Origin of the sequence: Streptomyces sp. NPDC014864, from assembly GCF_043081525.1 — a bacterium.
Taxonomy (GTDB): domain Bacteria; phylum Actinomycetota; class Actinomycetes; order Streptomycetales; family Streptomycetaceae; genus Streptomyces.
Genome location: NZ_JBIBWT010000006.1, coordinates 134,623 through 150,576, shown reverse-complemented (window position 1 = coordinate 150,576; position 15,954 = coordinate 134,623). Strand labels below are relative to the sequence as shown.

The window sequence follows — 15,954 nt, the reverse complement described above, 5'->3', positions numbered from 1 at the left end:
TCCATCTGCGGGAAGGTAGCCACCCGCCTTGCGCCACCGTGTTCAGTCAAGGACCGCGAGGTGGTCGGCGGTTCCTCCGCGCCACTCGATCATGAAAAGGGTGGCGTCGTCGCTGGTGTGCCCGCCGCGTTCCCTCTTCAGCATGTGGGAGAGCCGGCGCAGATCCGCCCGTGCCCCCTCCGACGGCTCCTCCCCCAGGCGATTGACGCAGCGGGTGAGGCGTTCCTCGCCGAACGGCTCCCCGCCGGCGACGTGCTCCTCGATGATGCCGTCGGTGTAGTACAGCACGCGGTCGCCTTGCTGGAGCGTGTGTTCTCTGATCCGGGGCACCTCACCGCCGAAGCCGACGGGTAGCGTCGTCGCGCTCTCCAGTTGCCGCACCACCCGGCCGTTGCGGACCAGCAGTGGCGCGGGGTGGCCCGCGTTGACCAGCTCCATCTCACCGGTGGCGATGTTCATCTGCATCAGCTGCGCAGTGACGAAGTGGTCGGGGCCGAACTGCCGGGAGATGGCATCGTCCATGAACACGTACTTCTCGGCGAGGCCAACGAACACACGCCGGGCATGCCGGTAGGCGCCGATGGCCACGGTCGCCATCGTGGCGGCGTCCAGGCCGTGACCCATCGCATCGATCAGGGCGACGTGCAGGATGTCGTCGTTGAGCGCGTAGTCGAAGCTGTCGCCGGCGACGCGGTAGGCGGGTTCCAGCATGCCGACCACCTCGACCTGCGGCACGGACATCGACAGCGGCGGCAGCAGGCTCCACTGGATCTCCGCGGACACGCTCATCGGCTCCCGGCGCCGCGTCTGGAAGAACTGGTCGGTGTAGGCGTTCTTGGTGACCAGCAGGTCGGCGACCAGGCTGGCGAGCCTGCGCAGCAGGCGCCGGTCGTCGGCGCGGACAGCGTCCAGGGTCAGGGCCATCACGCCCACCTGGTCGCTGCCGTCCAGCAGCGGCAGATACATCCGGACGCCGTCGTGGGCCTGCGGCACCTCGACGACCTGCCCGCGCAGAAAGGCCCGGCCGGCGGGCGAGTCGATCACCGGCTGGGGCCGGCTGCTGTGAAGTTTTCTGCCCGGCAGCGGCACCAGCAGCTCCTGCGCGTAGTCCTGGAGCAGGATGGAGACGTCACGGCCTCCGATCCTGGCCACCTCCTCCACGAGCAGCGGGCCGATCAGCTGCGGCGGCAAATACGGCGCTCTGTCCAGCAGCACACCGAGCAGCCGCTCGCCGAAGCCCTCCGAGCGGTCCTCCGGGATCTCCTCGCCCATGGCCCCGTTCACCCTCTCCCTCCTGCCCCTACCCCGGTCACCGCCTGCGCACAACGTGACCCGAGAAGCCCGCCCGCGCGGCCTATTACGCCATGCGCGGCATGTCGGTCCAGGCCGATGCCAGGCCCCGGGCTGGGCCGAGCCATGAACGCGGGTGCCGCCCGGCTCGGCCAGGCGGAGCACCTCCAGAGCCCGGCAGCGGCGTCCGGCAGGACGCCGACGGTGCCGGCGGGCGAGAACGTGAAGCATCAACAGCAGCCGACGCAGCCGCCACCTCCTCCTCACTCACCCCCGCCAGCGCCTCCACCACCCGACCGAGCGCCACGCTCCCGTCAGTGCGCGTGCCCGCTCGAAGCCGGCGCCGGACCCTCGTTCCTGACCGTCAGAGGAAGCAGCTTCTTGCCCGTCGGGCCGCTCTGGATGGAGGTGTCCATCCGCGGGCACACACCAATGGCTCCAAGACTGCGCCCGTACCCGGCGCGGCCCCGCCCGCTCGAATGCCGCGTGACGCGACGAGAGACGCACCGGCTGAGAATGCCGCACGGCCATGCGCGCCGGACGCTCGACACATGTCCGACGTCAAGCCCGGGGGACTCGGAAGGGCAGGTCCACGGGCCGCGCTCGATCGTCGGACTTGCCGGGCCGGGAGTCAGATCCGCCGGATCGCGTCCGTGATGCCTCCGGGGCACGCGAGCGTCGCGATGTCCCATTCGGCGCGTCCGGCCCCGGCCCGGTAGGCGCTTTCGTAGAACTCGAGGACGGCGGCACGGGGATCGGTCTCGACGCGGGCCGCGTCGTAGCGCAGCACGGCCAGGTGGTTGTCGCCGCGCGGGACCCACCGCGCGGACGCGGGGCTGAGCGGCTCCCCGGCCAGGCCGGCGGGCTCGGGGGCGGTATACGAGTAGAAGGCGGGCTCGGAGAAGGTGTCGTCGCCGAACCAGAAGCCGAAGCTGATCACTTCCCTGGAGTACGCCTCCCGGGTGACCGGGTCGACCTGCCGGGGCTGGTCGATCTGTCGCCCGGAGAACCGGCTGTGGGCGATGTCGAAGGTGTGCCAGAAGTGGTGCACCGGGCTGCACTTTCCCGAGTAGCCCGCCGCGAACTCCTCCAGCACGGCCGCCACCTGGCTCAGGACCCGCCAGTAGCGGTTGGCGGCCGGCGGATCGTAGGTCGCGTGCTCGGTGTCCTGGGCGAACGGCCGGCCGGCGTCGGGCAGGTCGAAGGGCCTGGGAATGGCGATGTCCACCCGGACGCCCAGCGCGGTCAGCGCGTCCAGGGTCGCGTCGTGGAAGGACGCGACGGACTGGCCCGGAAGCGGGAAGGACCGCTCTTCGCCGTCCAGCGTCACGACGATGAGCCGGTGGTCGACGAAGTCGAAGTCGATCGTGAAGATCGGATTCCCGTCGACCTGACCCATCGGACGTGTGGTGATGCCCCGCCCCGTGACATGGAACGGGACGTTCCACCAGTGGTTGCGCCGGGCGCTGGCCGCCAGGCGGATCTTGCCCACGATCTGTTCGAAGCGGTGCAGGGTCTCCTTGGTGTCCCGCCACTGCGTCAACGGCATCGGTGGGAATAGCTCCGTCACGGTCCCATGATGACCTCGTGGGCGGCGTCCGGCCACCCGCACCGGACGGCCGGAGGCATCGCCGCACCGGAGCTGCGGCACCGACGGCGCGCCCGCGCCGAGGACCGCGTCCGCGCCGCTCGCGCCACCGGCTGCGCAAGCTCCCGCGCCATGACGCCGCCCTGCCTCCCGACAGCGGAAGGGCCCCTGCGTTCCCTGCTGCGCACGAGGCCCGACCGGCTACTTGTTGACCACGGTCAAAGGCAGGAGCTTCTTGCCCGTCGGACCCACCTGGATGTTCGTGTCCATGGCCGGGCACACCCCGCAATCGAAGCACGGGGTCCAGCGGCAGTCCTCGACCTCTGTCTCGTCGAGGGCGTCCTGCCAGTCCTCCCAGAGCCATTCCTTGTCGAGGCCGGAGTCGAGGTGGTCCCAGGGGAGGACCTCTTCGTAGGTGCGCTCGCGGGTGGTGTACCAGTCGACGTCGACGCCGAAGGGGGCCAGCGCCTTCTCCGCGCAGGCCATCCAGCGGTCGTAGGAGAAGTGCTCGCGCCAGCCGTCGAAGCGGCCGCCGTCCTCGTAGACCGCGCGGATCACCGCGCCGATGCGGCGGTCGCCGCGGGAGAGCAGGCCCTCGACGATGCCGGGCTTGCCGTCGTGGTAGCGGAAGCCGATCGAGCGGCCGTACTTCTTGTCGCCGCGGATCTTGTCGCGGAGCTTCTCCAGGCGGGCGTCCGTCTCCTCGGCGGAGAGCTGCGGCGCCCACTGGAAGGGGGTGTGGGGCTTGGGGACGAAGCCGCCGATCGAGACCGTGCAGCGGATGTCGTTGGAGCGGGAGACCTCGCGGCCCTTGGCGATGACCTTCGTGGCCATGTCGGCGATCTGGAGGACGTCGTCGTCGGTCTCCGTGGGCAGGCCACACATGAAGTACAGCTTCACCTGGCGCCAGCCGTTGCCGTACGCCGTCGAGACCGTCCTGATCAGGTCGTCTTCCGAGACCATCTTGTTGATGACCTTGCGGATGCGCTCCGAGCCACCCTCGGGGGCGAAGGTGAGGCCGGAACGGCGGCCGTTGCGGGTCAGCTCGTTGGCGAGGTCGATGTTGAAGGCGTCCACGCGGGTGGAGGGGAGGGACAGGCCGATCTTGTCCTCCTCGTAGCGGTCCGCGAGGCCCTTGGCGATGTCGCCGATCTCGCTGTGGTCCGCGGAGGACAGGGACAGCAGGCCGACCTCCTCGAAGCCGGTCGCCTTCAGGCCCTTGTCGACCATCTCGCCGATGCCGGTGATCGAGCGCTCGCGCACCGGGCGTGTGATCATGCCGGCCTGGCAGAAGCGGCAGCCGCGCGTGCAGCCGCGGAAGATCTCGACCGACATGCGCTCGTGGACCGTCTCGGCCAGGGGGACGAGGGGCTGCTTGGGGTAGGGCCACTCGTCCAGGTCCATGACCGTGTGCTTGGAAACGCGCCACGGGACGCCCGACCTGTTGGGGACCACGCGGGCGATACGGCCGTCCGCGAGGTACTCGACGTCGTAGAAGGCCGGTACGTAGACCCCGCCCGTCTTCGCAAGCCGGAGGAGGACCTCCTCGCGGCCGCCCGGGCGGCCCTCCGCCTTCCACTCGCGGATGGTCCGGGTCATGTCCAGCACGGCCTGCTCGCCGTCGCCGACGACCGCCGCGTCGATGAACTCCGCGATCGGCTCGGGGTTGAAGGCCGCATGGCCGCCCGCCAGCACGATCGGGTCGTCGATCGTCCGGTCCTTGGACTCCAGCGGGATGCCCGCCAGGTCGAGGGCCGTGAGCATGTTCGTGTAGCCCAGCTCCGTGGAGAAGGAGAGGCCGAACACGTCGAAGGCCTTCACCGGCCGGTGGCTGTCCACCGTGAACTGCGGGACGCCGTGCTCCCGCATCAGCGCCTCCAGGTCCGGCCACACGCTGTAGGTGCGCTCGGCGAGGACGCCCTCCCGCTCGTTGAGGACCTCGTAGAGGATCATGACGCCCTGGTTGGGCAGACCGACCTCGTAGGCGTCGGGGTACATGAGCGCCCAGCGGACGTCACAGGACTCCCACGGCTTGACCGTGGAGTTGAGCTCTCCGCCGACGTACTGGATGGGCTTCTGCACATGCGGGAGCAGTGCTTCGAGCTGCGGGAACACCGACTCGGCGGCTTCGGCAGGCATCTCGCAAACCTTCGTGAGCTGACAGGGGTGACCATCTAGCGTAACCCGGTCGGAGGGCTGCCCCGTACGCTCAGCCGGCCGTCCCCGCGCCGAGCGTCCGCCGGGCCCGGGGCAGCTCCGCCTCCACGTCCGCCGCCCGCCGCTCCTCCCGTCCGTACAGCAGTCCGTAGGTGAAGGCGCTCTCCCCCGCCGCTTCCGCCCGGGCGGCGAGCTCCCGCAGGGCGAGGCGGGCCATGACGCCGTCCTGGTGGTCGCCGAGCAGGCCCTGGAGGGTCCTGGCGGAGCGCTCCAGGGCGGCGGCCGGGTCGCCGAGCGCGGGCAGGGCCGCCTCCGCCGCGTACCGCGCGCGCTTGGCCTTCTTGCGTGCCTCGTGCAGGGCGACGTCGCGCTCGTCGCCGGGCGGCAGCTCCAGGGCGTGGTCGAGCAGCCGGGCGAGGGTGGCGAAGTCCTTGCGTACGGCTGCGGCGATCGCCTTGGACGGCTTGCCGGCGGCCGCCGGACGCAGCGGCGGGTCCGCGAGCACCGCGTCCAGCGCGTCGAGCAGGGCCAGATGTCTCGGGCCGTCCAGGACGGCGAGGAGCCGGCGGCGCGAGCCGCCGCGCCGCTCCCGCGACCAGGCGGTGAGTCGGTCGCGCACGGGTCCGGAGACCAGTTCGGCGGGGAGGGCGTCGAGGTCGGCGGTGAGGCGTTCGGTCAGGACCTCCTGGTCGCGGTCGAGGCCGAGCTCGCCGGCGAGCCACTTCAGCTCCGCGCCGAGCGGGTCGGTGACCGTGCGGTCGAGGATCTTGCCGTAGCTGCGGAAGGCGCTGCGCATCCGGCGGGTGGCGACCCGCATCCGGTGCACCGAGTCGGGGACGTCCCGGCGCACGGCCGGGTCGAGCGCGACGACGGCGTCGCGTTGGGCGCGCAGGTAGGCGAGGACGTGGTCGCCGGCGGTGACGGACGCGGCCTCCTCGGGTGCCGGGCGCCGGTCCGGGGCGGTCTCGGCGAGGGCGCGGGCGAGTTTGGAGGGGGACGCGGAGGGCCGTACGCCCGCCTTGCGCAACCGTTTCTCCACCCGGTCGAGGAAGCGGGGGTCGCCGCCGTCGGCGAGTTCCACCTCGATCTCGGTCCACTGGGCCGAGCCGCGGTCGCCGGTCAGCCGGTCGGCGCGTACGGCGTCGGTGCTGGCCTCGGCGAGGAGGGTGCCGTCCGCGTCGACGAGGTGGCGGACGTCGCGCTGGGAGCGGAGCCGGACCAGGGGCAGCAGTTCGGCGCCGCGCACGCGGGAGCGGAGGAGCCCGGCGAGGGTGTCCGGCACGGTGTCGGACAGGGGCGCGCGGATCTCGTCGCGCACGCCGGGGGCGACCGGGAACTTCAGGTGCCAGCCCGCGTCCGAGCCGCCGGTGCGGCGGCGCAGGGTGAGACCGTCGGCGGCGAGGCGCTCGTCGGCGGTGTCGTAGTAGACGGCGTCCAGTTCGGCGACGCCCTTGTCGAGGACGGCCGCGACGCCGCCGACGCCGGTCAGGTCCGGCAGACCGCTCTCGTCGGATTCGTACTTCCGCTCGATCTCGCGCTTGGTGTCCGCCATGAACCGAATCTAGTCGCAGCGCGGCGATCGGGGCAGTGGGCCCCGCGGCCCACTGCCCCGCTCCCCAGTGCCCCTGGAGGGTGCGGCTCGTCCGGCCCGCGGGCTCACGCCGACATGGGCCGCTTCACCCGGATCGACTGGAGCAGCCCGACCGCCACCCACACCGCGAACATCGACGAGCCGCCGTAGGAGACGAACGGCAGCGGCAGACCGGTGACCGGCATGATGCCGAGGGTCATGCCGATGTTCTCGAAGGACTGGAAGGCGAACCAGGCGACGATTCCGGCGGCGACGATCGTGCTGTACAGCTCGGTGGTCTCGCGGGCGATGCGGCAGGCCCGCCACAGCACCACGCCGAGCAGGACGATGATCAGACCGGCACCGAGGAAGCCCAGTTCCTCACCCGCGACCGTGAAGACGAAGTCGGTCTGCTGCTCGGGCACGAACTGGCCGGTGGTCTGCGAGCCGTGGAACAGGCCCGCGCCGGTGAGGCCGCCGGAGCCGATGGCGATGCGTGCCTGGTTGGTGTTGTAGCCGACGCCCGCCGGGTCGAGGTCGGGGTTGGCGAAGGCCGCGAAGCGGGCGATCTGGTACTCGTCCAGGACGTGCAGCTGCCAGACCGCGATAGCGCCGGTCGCGCCCGCGGCGATGAGCCCGAAGACCCAGCGGTTGGAGGCGCCGGAGGCGAGGAGCACGCCGAGGATGATGATGACCATGACCATGACCGACCCGAGGTCGGGCATGAGCAGCACGATCAGGACCGGCACCGCGGCCAGGCCCAGCGCCTGCACGACCGTGCGGTGGTCGGGGTACGGCTTGTCGCCCGCGTCGACCCGGGCGGCGAGCAGCATCGCCATGCCCAGGATGATCGTGATCTTCACGAACTCCGAGGGCTGGAGCGAGAAGCCGCCGCCGAACACGATCCACGAGTGCGCGCCGTTGACGGTGGAGCCGAGCGGGGTGAGCACCAGCAGGATGCCGAAGAGCGACAGGCCGTAGAGGATCGGCACGGCGTTGCGCAGGGCGCGGTGGCCGAGCCAGACCGTGCCGATCATCAGGGCGAGCCCGATGCCGGTGTTCATCAGGTGCCGGAGCAGGAAGTAGTACGGGTCTCCCTGGTTGATCTCGGTCCGGTTGCGGGTGGCCGAGAAGACCAGGGCCGAGCCGATCGCCGACAGCGCGAGCGCCGACAGCAGCATCGGCCAGTCGAGCCGGCGGGCCATCGAGTCGCGGGCGAAGACCCGTGTCCACCCGGCCCGCTCGGGGCCGTATCCGGAGACGGAGAAGCTGTTCACGCCGGTCATGTGAGGATCCTCCGGCTTCCCCTCTTCCGCGGTCGCCTGCGGGTGTCGCGGTTGCCCGTGGTGGGCGAAGGGCTGGTCGCCGGCGTCTGCCCGCCGTCCGGGGCGGTGTCGTCCTGCTTGGTGGCCTGCTGGTCCTCCGCCGGGTCCTTGGAGACCTTGGGCGCCTTGATCGAGCCGTCGGGCTGGATCTTCGGCAGGCTCTTCTCCGGGCTGGGCAGCAGGGCCTTCTTGTTGTCGATCGAGCCGTCGTCCTGGACGCCGTACAGGGCGCTGTAGATGTTGCGGACGGCCTCACCGGAGGCGCCGGAACCCGTACCGGCCTGGGCGATGGTCATGATGACCGTGTAGTCCTTGGAGTACGTGGCCAGCCAGGACGTGGTCTGCTTGCCGTAGACCTCGGCGGTACCGGTCTTGGCGTGCAGGGCGATCTTGTCCTGCGGCCAGCCGCCGAACTTCCAGGCGGCGGTACCGCGGGTGATGACGCCGGCGAAGGCGTCGTTCATGCCCTTGAGGGTGGCCTGGCTGACCGGCAGCCTGCCCTTCTTCTTCGGCTTGATCTCCTGGACGGTCTTGCCGTCGGCGCTGATGACCGCCTTGCCGATGGTCGGCTGGTACATGGTGCCGCCGTTGGCGACGGCGCCGTAGATCACGGCCTCCTGGATCGGCGTGACGAGGGTGTCGCCCTGGCCGATGGAGTAGTTGATCTCGTCACCCTCGCGCATCTTGTTGCCCTCGAGGCAGTTCTCGTACGCGATCTTCTCCACGTACGAGCCGTCCTTCTTGCCGCTCTTGCACCAGGCGTCCTTGTTGGCCTTCCAGTAGTTCAGCTTCCACTGGCGGTCGGGGACGCGACCGGTGACCTCGTTGGGCAGGTCGATGCCGGTCTCCTTGCCGAGGCCGAACTGGTGGGCGGTCTTGAAGAAGTAGTCCTTGGGCTGGCCCTTCTTCGGGTTGATGCCGCCGTCCCTCTTCCACTCGCGGTCCGCGAGGCCGTAGAAGACGGTGTCGCAGGAGACCTCCAGCGCCCGGCCGAGCGAGATCGGGCCGAAGTTCTCCCCCTCGAAGTTCTTGAAGACCTGGCCGCCGACCGAGTACGAGCTGGTGCACGGATAGTTGCCGTCCCAGACGTAGCCGGCCTGGACGGCGGCGGCCGTGGAGACGACCTTGAACGTCGAGCCGGGCGCCGCCTGGCCCTGTATGGCCCTGTTCAGCAGCGGGTAGTCGGAGTTCTTGCCGGTCAGCGCCTTGTAGTCCTTGGCGGAGATGCCGCCGACCCAGACGTTCGGGTCGTACGTCGGGTTGGAGGCCATGGCGACGATGCGGCCGGTCTTGGCCTCCATCACCACGACGGCGCCGGAGTCGGCCTTGTAGTTCTCCCCGGTGATCTTGTCGAACTGCTGCCGGGCGACCTTCATCGCGTTGTCCAGCTGGTACTCGGCGACCCGCTGGACGCGGGAGTCGATGGAGGTGACGAGGTTGGAACCGGGCTCGGCGGCGTCGGACCGGGCCTTGCCGATGACCCGGCCGAGGTTGTCCACCTCGTAGCGGGTGACGCCGGCCTTGCCGCGCAGCTCCTTGTCGTACTGGCGTTCAAGACCGGAGCGACCGACCATGTCGGAGCGCAGGTAGGGCGAGTCGGTGTCCTTGGCCTGCTGGATCTCGCCGTCGGTGACCGGCGAGAGGTAGCCGAGCACCTGGGAGGTGTTGGACTTGCCGGGCGCGGGGTAGCGGCGCACGGCCTCCGGCTCGGCGGTGATGCCGGGGAAGTCCTCGGCGCGCTCGCGGATCTGCAGGGCCTGCTTCGGGGTGGCCTCGTCGGTGATGGGGATGGGCTGGTACGGAGAGCCGTTCCAGCACGGCTGCGGGGTCTGGGCGTCGCACAGCCGGACCTTCTGCTCGACCTCCTTGGGGTCCATGCCGAGGACGCCGCCGAGCTTGGCGAGGACCGCCTTGCCGTCGTCCTTCTGCTTCAGCAGGTCGGTGCGGGAGGCGGAGACCACCAGGCGGGTCTCGTTGTCGGCGATCGGGACCCCGCGGGCGTCCAGGATCGAGCCGCGTACGGCGGGCTGGACGACCTGCTGGACGTGGTTGCCGGACGCCTCCTTCTGGTACTCGGCGCCGTTGCGGATCTGCAGGAACCACAGGCGGCCGCCGAGGGTGCCGAGCAGGGAGAGGACGAGGATCTGGACGACGACGAGCCGGGTCTGGACCCGTGGGGTCCGTCCGGTCTCCGGAATGTTAGTCATGGGCCACGCCCATTCCTTCAAGGGTGGTGGTGGGAGACGGGTGGGCGTCGGTCACTGCGGCTGCCTCCCCCTTTCCGGGTGCGCGCGGTGGTGCGTGGGTGTGCGGGTCGTGGTCGTACCTGTCGCGGCCGCATCGGCCGGACACGGCGGAGCCGTGCGGCCGGCTGCGGCCGACTGCCGTGGATTCACAGCCGCTTGACCCCCTTGATGCGGCCGGCCCGGGCGGTGCGGGCGCGGGCCACCTTGACCCGCAGGCCGTTGCGCTGGCCGCCGATGCGCAGGCCGGTGCCGGCGGAGAGCCAGCCGGCGGAGATGTCGGTGGCCTTGCCGGCCGCGCCGGTGGTCTCGGCGAGCGGGTCGTTCTCCGCGCGGCGGGCCAGCGCCATGATGCCGGGGACCACGAAGGGCGCGAGCAGCAGGTCGTACAGGGCGGCCGTGAACAGCAGACCGGCCAGGCCGACATGGCGGGCTGCGGTGTCGCCGACGAGGGCGCCGACACCGGCGTACAGCAGGGTGGAGCCGATCGCGGCGGCGACCACCACGGCCATGGGGCCGCTGGCCGACTTGACCTGCCCGGTCTCCGGCTTGATGAGCCCGGCGCAGTAGCCGATGACGCACAGGACCAGGGCGTAGCGGCCGGCGGCGTGGTCGGCGGGCGGGGCGAGGTCGGCGAGCAGCCCCGCGCCGAAGCCGACGAGGGCGCCGCCGACATGGCCGTAGACCATGGCCAGGCCCAGGACGGTGAGCAGCAGCAGATCGGGCACGGCGCCCGGCAGGTGCAGCCGGGACAGCACGCTCACCTGGACGACCAGGGCGACGACGACCAGAGCGCTGGAGAGCAGGATCCGGTTGAGACGCATGGGACTTCGAGCTCCTACTGCTGCGGCTGGTCGGTGGCGGTCGCGTCGGCGGACGGGGTGGCCGTCACGGTCACGGTCGGCGTCGGGGTCGGCTTGGGCTTCGGCGGCAGGACCTCGTCGCGCGGGTCCTTCTTCGGGGCCTCGACGACCACTCCCACGAGGTCCAGCTTGGTGAAGCCGACGTACGGGGTGACGTAGACGGTGCGGGTCAGGTCGCCGCCGGAGGGGTCGACGCGGGAGACGACGCCGACCGGCACGCCGGGCACGAAGGGCCGGTCGGCCTGCGAGCCGAAGGTGACCACGCGGTCGCCCCTCTTCACGTCGGCCTTGCCGTTGAGCAGCTGCACGCGCAGCGGGCGGTCGCCCTGCCCGGAGGCGAAGCCGAGTTCGTCGCTGCTCTCCATGCGGGTGCCGACGGTGAAGTCGGGGTCGTTGGCAAGCAGTACGGTGGCGGAGTCGGGGCCGACGGTGGTAACGCGGCCGACCAGGCCGTCGCCGTTGAGGACGGTCATGTCCCGCTTGATGCCGTCGTTGGCGCCGGCGTCGATGGTGATGGTCCAGGAGAAGCCCTGGGCGGCTCCTATGGCGATGACCTCGGCGCCCTTGATGCCGTACTGGCCCTGGCCCGCCACCTTCAGCATCTTGTCGAGCTGCTTGAGGCGGCTGCGGCTGCGGTCGTCGCTGCCGAGCCGGGCCTTGAGGGCGGCGTTCTCCTTCTCCAGGGCGGCGAGCCGGTCGTGCCGTTCACCGGAGTCGCGGACCGCGGAGACCGCGTTGCCGACCGGGTTCACCGCGGCCGACACGCCGTTCTCGATCGGGCCGAAGACGGTGGCGGCGGCCTGCCGTGCGCCGTCCACGGGGGAGTTCTGCCCCCCGCGGATGTCCACCGTGATCAACGCGAACGCGATGGCGATCAGCAGTACCAGGAGCAGCCGGCTCTCTTTCGTGTCCCTCACGTGCGGCGGCCGTGCCTTCCTCATAGGAATCGGGAATTGCCCCCAGACGACCCGGACGACGTGAACGACCCGGACAACCCGCATGACCCGAATGGCCCGGAGAACGCCGGTCGGGCCGGCAATGCCGAAAACACCGGCCCACGGAGCCCGTTTGGGGGATGTTATGCCTCTATATCAACGATCCGCCGCACGAGAGGAGAACATCTCGCACGGCGGAATCGAAGTGTTGTGTCATCTGCGCGGCTGGGCGTCCAGGACCTGCTGGAGCGCCTCGAACTCCTCGACGCACTTGCCGGATCCGAGCGCCACGCTGTCCAGCGGGTCCTCGGCGATGTGGATCGGCATACCGGTCTCCCGGCGCAGCCGCTCGTCCAGACCGCGCAGCAGCGCTCCGCCGCCTGTCAGAACGATTCCGCGGTCCATGATGTCGCCGGACAGCTCCGGCGGGCACTTGTCGAGGGTCGTCTTGACCGCGTCCACGATCGCGTTGACCGGCTCCTCGATCGCCTTGCGGACCTCGGCGGCCGAGATGACGACGGTCTTCGGCAGCCCGGAGACGAGGTCCCGGCCGCGGATTTCGGTGTGCTCGTCAGTGTCGAGTTCGTACGCCGAACCGACCGTGATCTTGATCTGTTCGGCCGTGCGCTCACCCAGCAGGAGCGAGTACTCCTTCTTGACGTGCTGGATGATCGCGTTGTCCAGTTCGTCGCCGGCGACGCGGATGGACTGGGCGGTGACGATGCCGCCGAGCGAGATGACCGCGACCTCCGTGGTGCCGCCGCCGATGTCCACCACCATGTTGCCCGTGGCCTCGTGGACCGGCAGGCCGGAGCCGATGGCCGCGGCCATGGGCTCCTCGATGATGTGCACCTGGCGGGCGCCGGCCTGGGACGACGCCTCGATGACGGCACGGCGCTCGACGCCCGTGATGCCGGAGGGCACACAGACGACGACCCGCGGCCGGGCCAGATACCGCCGCTTGTGGATCTTCAGGATGAAGTAGCGGAGCATCCGCTCGGTGATCTCGAAGTCGGCGATCACGCCGTCCTTCAGCGGGCGGACGGCGACGATGTTGCCGGGCGTGCGGCCGATCATCTTCTTGGCTTCGGCGCCGACCGCGAGAATTCCACCGGTGTTCGTGTTGATCGCGACGACGGACGGCTCGTTGAGTACGATCCCGCGACCCCTGACGTACACCAGCGTGTTGGCGGTCCCGAGGTCGACAGCCATGTCACGGCCGATGAACGACATTGAGTTCCCCATCAGGATTCGTCTGGCCTTCCCTGGGAGCTTTTGAGGGCATTTCAGGTACGGCGAGGTGGGTGCTGTGACGTGAAGGCTTCCATCGTAGACGCGCCTGCACGAACACTGCGCGAGGGTCTCCGCCATTGTCAGCAGATGGCGCACCTGCTCGCTTCCGGAGACGGGCCATCGGGGGCACGCGTTCCCCCGATCGGCGCGGATATGCCCCGGGGCGGCCGTTTTCTTCCGGCCGTCCCAGGTCAGGCGGGTCGCCAGGCTGACGCGGCGTCAGAAGACATTCGCGTCAGCCGTGCGGAGGTGGGGCGAGGAGACTCAGGCCCGGCCGGGAAAGAAGATCTTCACCTCGCGCGCGGCGGACTCCTCGGAGTCGGAGGCGTGGATCAGGTTCTCCCGGACGATCACGCCGTAGTCGCCGCGGATCGAGCCGGGCGCGGCGGCGATCGGGTCGGTCGGGCCGGCCAGGGCGCGCACGCCCTCGATCACCCGCTCACCCTCGACGATCATGGCCACGACCGGGCCGGAGGACATGAACTCCACCAAGGGCTCGTAGAAGGGCTTGCCCCGGTGCTCGCCGTAGTGCTGCTCCAGGGTGTCCTGCTCCAGGGTGCGCAGTTCCAGCGCGGTGATCTGCCAGCCGGCCTTGCGCTCGATACGGCTGATGATCTCGCCGGTCAGGCCACGACGGACGGCGTCGGGCTTGAGGAGGACGAGGGTGCGCTGGGTCACGGGGAGACTCCTTCTCCTGACAAGGGTGCGGTGGGACGAGGTTACAGGGCGTGTCCTCGGCCCTGTTACGCAGCGTCAGCCTCGGAGGAGCCGGCCCCGGCCTGGGCGGCGAATCTCGCCTTGGCCGCGTCGACCTTCCGGCCGAAGTGCACCGAGGCCCACCACAGCGCCGCGAAGACCACGCCCAGGAAGTACATCATCGGCACCACGACGCCGGAGGCGATCAGGGCGAGCTGCAGGGCCCAGCCGAGGTACACGCCGCCGGGGCGGGTCACCACCCCGCACAGCAGGACGCTCAGCAGCATGGCGACGCCACTGACGGTCCACACCGTCGCGGTGGCCAGGTCCGGGTCCTTCATCGCGACCAGCGCGGCGAAGCCGATGACGAAGAACTCGCCGATCAGGGTCGAGGAACAGAGCGTACGCACGAGATGTCAGCCCCTCCCGAGGAGCAGTCGGGCCTCACCCACGGTGATGACGGAACCGGTGACCAGCACACCGCCGCCCGCGAACTCGCCCTCCTCCTCGGCGAGCGTGATGGCGGCCTCCAGCGCGTCCGGCAGCCGGGGCTCGACCTGGACGCGGTCCTCGCCGAACACCTCGACGGCGATCGCGGCCAGCTCGTCGGCGTCCATCGCGCGGTGGCTGGAGTTCTGGGTCACGACGATCTCGGCGAAGACCGGCTCGAAGGCCTCCAGCAGGCCCCGCACGTTCTTGTCACCGCTCGCGCCGACCACGCCGATCAGCCGGCTGAAGTCGAACGCCTCGCCGACCGCCTCGGCCGTCACCCGGGCCCCCGCCGGGTTGTGGGCGGCGTCCAGGACGACGGTGGGCGAGCGGCGCACGATCTCCAGGCGGCCCGGTGAGGCGACGGACGCGAAGGCCTTGCGGACGGTCTCGCCGTCCAGCGGCTCGGCGCGCTGGGCGCCGACGCCGAAGAAGGCCTCGACCGCGGCGAGCGCCACCGCGGCGTTGTGCGCCTGGTGGGCGCCGTGCAGCGGCAGGTAGATCTCCGGGTACTCGCCGCCGAGGCCGCGCAGGGTCAGCAGCTGGCCGCCGACGGCGACCTGCCGCGCCACGACGCCGAACTCCAGCCCCTCACGGGCCACGGTGGCGTCCACCTCGACGGCCTTCTTCAGCAGCACCTGGGCCGCGTCCACGGGCTGCTGCGCCATGATCACGGTGGCGCCCTGCTTGATGATCCCGGCCTTCTCACCCGCGATCTCGCCGGGGGTGGAGCCGAGGCGGTCGGTGTGGTCCAGGTCGATCGGGGTCACCACGGCCACGTCGGCCTCGATCACGTTGGTGGCGTCCCAGGTGCCGCCCATACCGACCTCGACGACGGCCACGTCGACGGGCGCGTCCGCGAAGGCGGCGTAGGCCATGCCGGTGAGCACCTCGAAGAAGGACAGGCGGTACTCCTGCGCGGCGTCGACCATCTCCACGTACGGCTTGACGTCCTGGTACGTCTCGATGAAGCGCTCGGCGGAGATGGGGGCGCCGTCCAGGCTGATCCGCTCGGTGACCGACTGCACGTGCGGCGAGGTGTACCGGCCGGTGCGCAGCTCGAAGGCGCCGAGCAGGGCCTCGATCATGCGGGCGGTGGAGGTCTTGCCGTTGGTGCCGGTGATGTGGACCGACGGGTACGACCGCTGCGGCTCGCCCAGGACGTCCATCAGTGCGGCGATGCGGCTGACGGAGGGTTCCAGCTTGGTCTCGCCCCAGCGGCCGGCCAGCTCCCCCTCGACCTCGCGCAGGGCCTTGTCCACCTCGGGGTCCTCGGGCCGGGCCGGCACCTCGGCCGTCGGCGGGCCGCCCTGGGTGCGCAGGGTGCGGCTGCCGGCCTCGATCACCGCCAGGTCGGGGTCGCGGGTCGTCTCGGCCGAGACGATCTCGTCGAAGGAGTCGAGGGGCTCGGGCTGCGCGTCGTCGTCGTGCCGGGGGAGGTCGCTCACGGGGCCAGTCTACGGAGCCCCGGTGACAGACGTGGACGAAGGCTCCCGGAGTGGGAA

General features: G+C 70.6%; 12 protein-coding genes. All 12 read right to left on the bottom strand.

The genetic code is table 11. The annotated features are described in order from the left end of the window. Positions 1-42: 42 nt before the first annotated feature. Entirely contained in the window at positions 43-1,272 is a 1,230-nt protein-coding gene (locus ACF1A5_RS13105) for a PP2C family protein-serine/threonine phosphatase (protein WP_392193124.1), read from the bottom strand. Between the two features lie 649 nt (positions 1,273-1,921). Next, the gene (locus ACF1A5_RS13100; protein WP_392193123.1) at positions 1,922-2,839 is read right to left on the bottom strand and encodes a DUF5996 family protein; all 918 of its coding nucleotides are present in this window, start codon (positions 2,837-2,839) and stop codon (positions 1,922-1,924) included. 240 nt (positions 2,840-3,079) lie between these two features. Continuing rightward, positions 3,080-5,017, bottom strand: a complete 1,938-nt coding sequence (locus tag ACF1A5_RS13095; RefSeq protein ID WP_392192913.1) for a TIGR03960 family B12-binding radical SAM protein — start codon at positions 5,015-5,017, stop codon at positions 3,080-3,082. 70 nt (positions 5,018-5,087) lie between these two features. Continuing rightward, a complete protein-coding gene (locus ACF1A5_RS13090) occupies positions 5,088-6,587 on the bottom strand; it encodes a CHAD domain-containing protein (protein ID WP_392192912.1) in 1,500 nt (499 codons plus the stop codon). 104 nt (positions 6,588-6,691) lie between these two features. Continuing rightward, positions 6,692-7,891, bottom strand: a complete 1,200-nt coding sequence (gene rodA, locus ACF1A5_RS13085) for a rod shape-determining protein RodA (protein ID WP_392192911.1) — start codon at positions 7,889-7,891, stop codon at positions 6,692-6,694. Further along, complete coding sequence (mrdA, locus tag ACF1A5_RS13080; protein ID WP_392192910.1) at positions 7,888-10,137, bottom strand: penicillin-binding protein 2; 2,250 nt, start codon at positions 10,135-10,137, stop codon at positions 7,888-7,890. The genes rodA and mrdA overlap by 4 nt, the downstream gene beginning before the upstream one ends. Positions 10,138-10,322: 185 nt before the next feature. After that, a complete protein-coding gene (gene mreD / locus ACF1A5_RS13075) occupies positions 10,323-10,997 on the bottom strand; it encodes a rod shape-determining protein MreD (protein WP_392192909.1) in 675 nt (224 codons plus the stop codon). Between the two features lie 14 nt (positions 10,998-11,011). Beyond that, positions 11,012-11,953, bottom strand: a complete 942-nt coding sequence (mreC, locus tag ACF1A5_RS13070) for a rod shape-determining protein MreC (RefSeq protein WP_392192908.1) — start codon at positions 11,951-11,953, stop codon at positions 11,012-11,014. 231 nt (positions 11,954-12,184) lie between these two features. Next, positions 12,185-13,204: a rod shape-determining protein gene (locus tag ACF1A5_RS13065; protein WP_356180712.1), complete on the bottom strand. Its 1,020-nt coding sequence runs from the start codon at positions 13,202-13,204 to the stop codon at positions 12,185-12,187. Positions 13,205-13,528: 324 nt separating this feature from the next. After that, a complete protein-coding gene (gene ndk, locus ACF1A5_RS13060) occupies positions 13,529-13,942 on the bottom strand; it encodes a nucleoside-diphosphate kinase (RefSeq protein ID WP_392192907.1) in 414 nt (137 codons plus the stop codon). A 65-nt stretch (positions 13,943-14,007) separates the two neighbouring features. Continuing rightward, entirely contained in the window at positions 14,008-14,370 is a 363-nt protein-coding gene (locus tag ACF1A5_RS13055; RefSeq protein WP_392192906.1) for a DUF4233 domain-containing protein, read from the bottom strand. 6 nt (positions 14,371-14,376) lie between these two features. Continuing rightward, positions 14,377-15,897, bottom strand: coding sequence for a bifunctional folylpolyglutamate synthase/dihydrofolate synthase (locus tag ACF1A5_RS13050; RefSeq protein WP_392192905.1), 1,521 nt, complete (start codon positions 15,895-15,897; stop codon positions 14,377-14,379). Positions 15,898-15,954 lie beyond the last annotated feature (57 nt).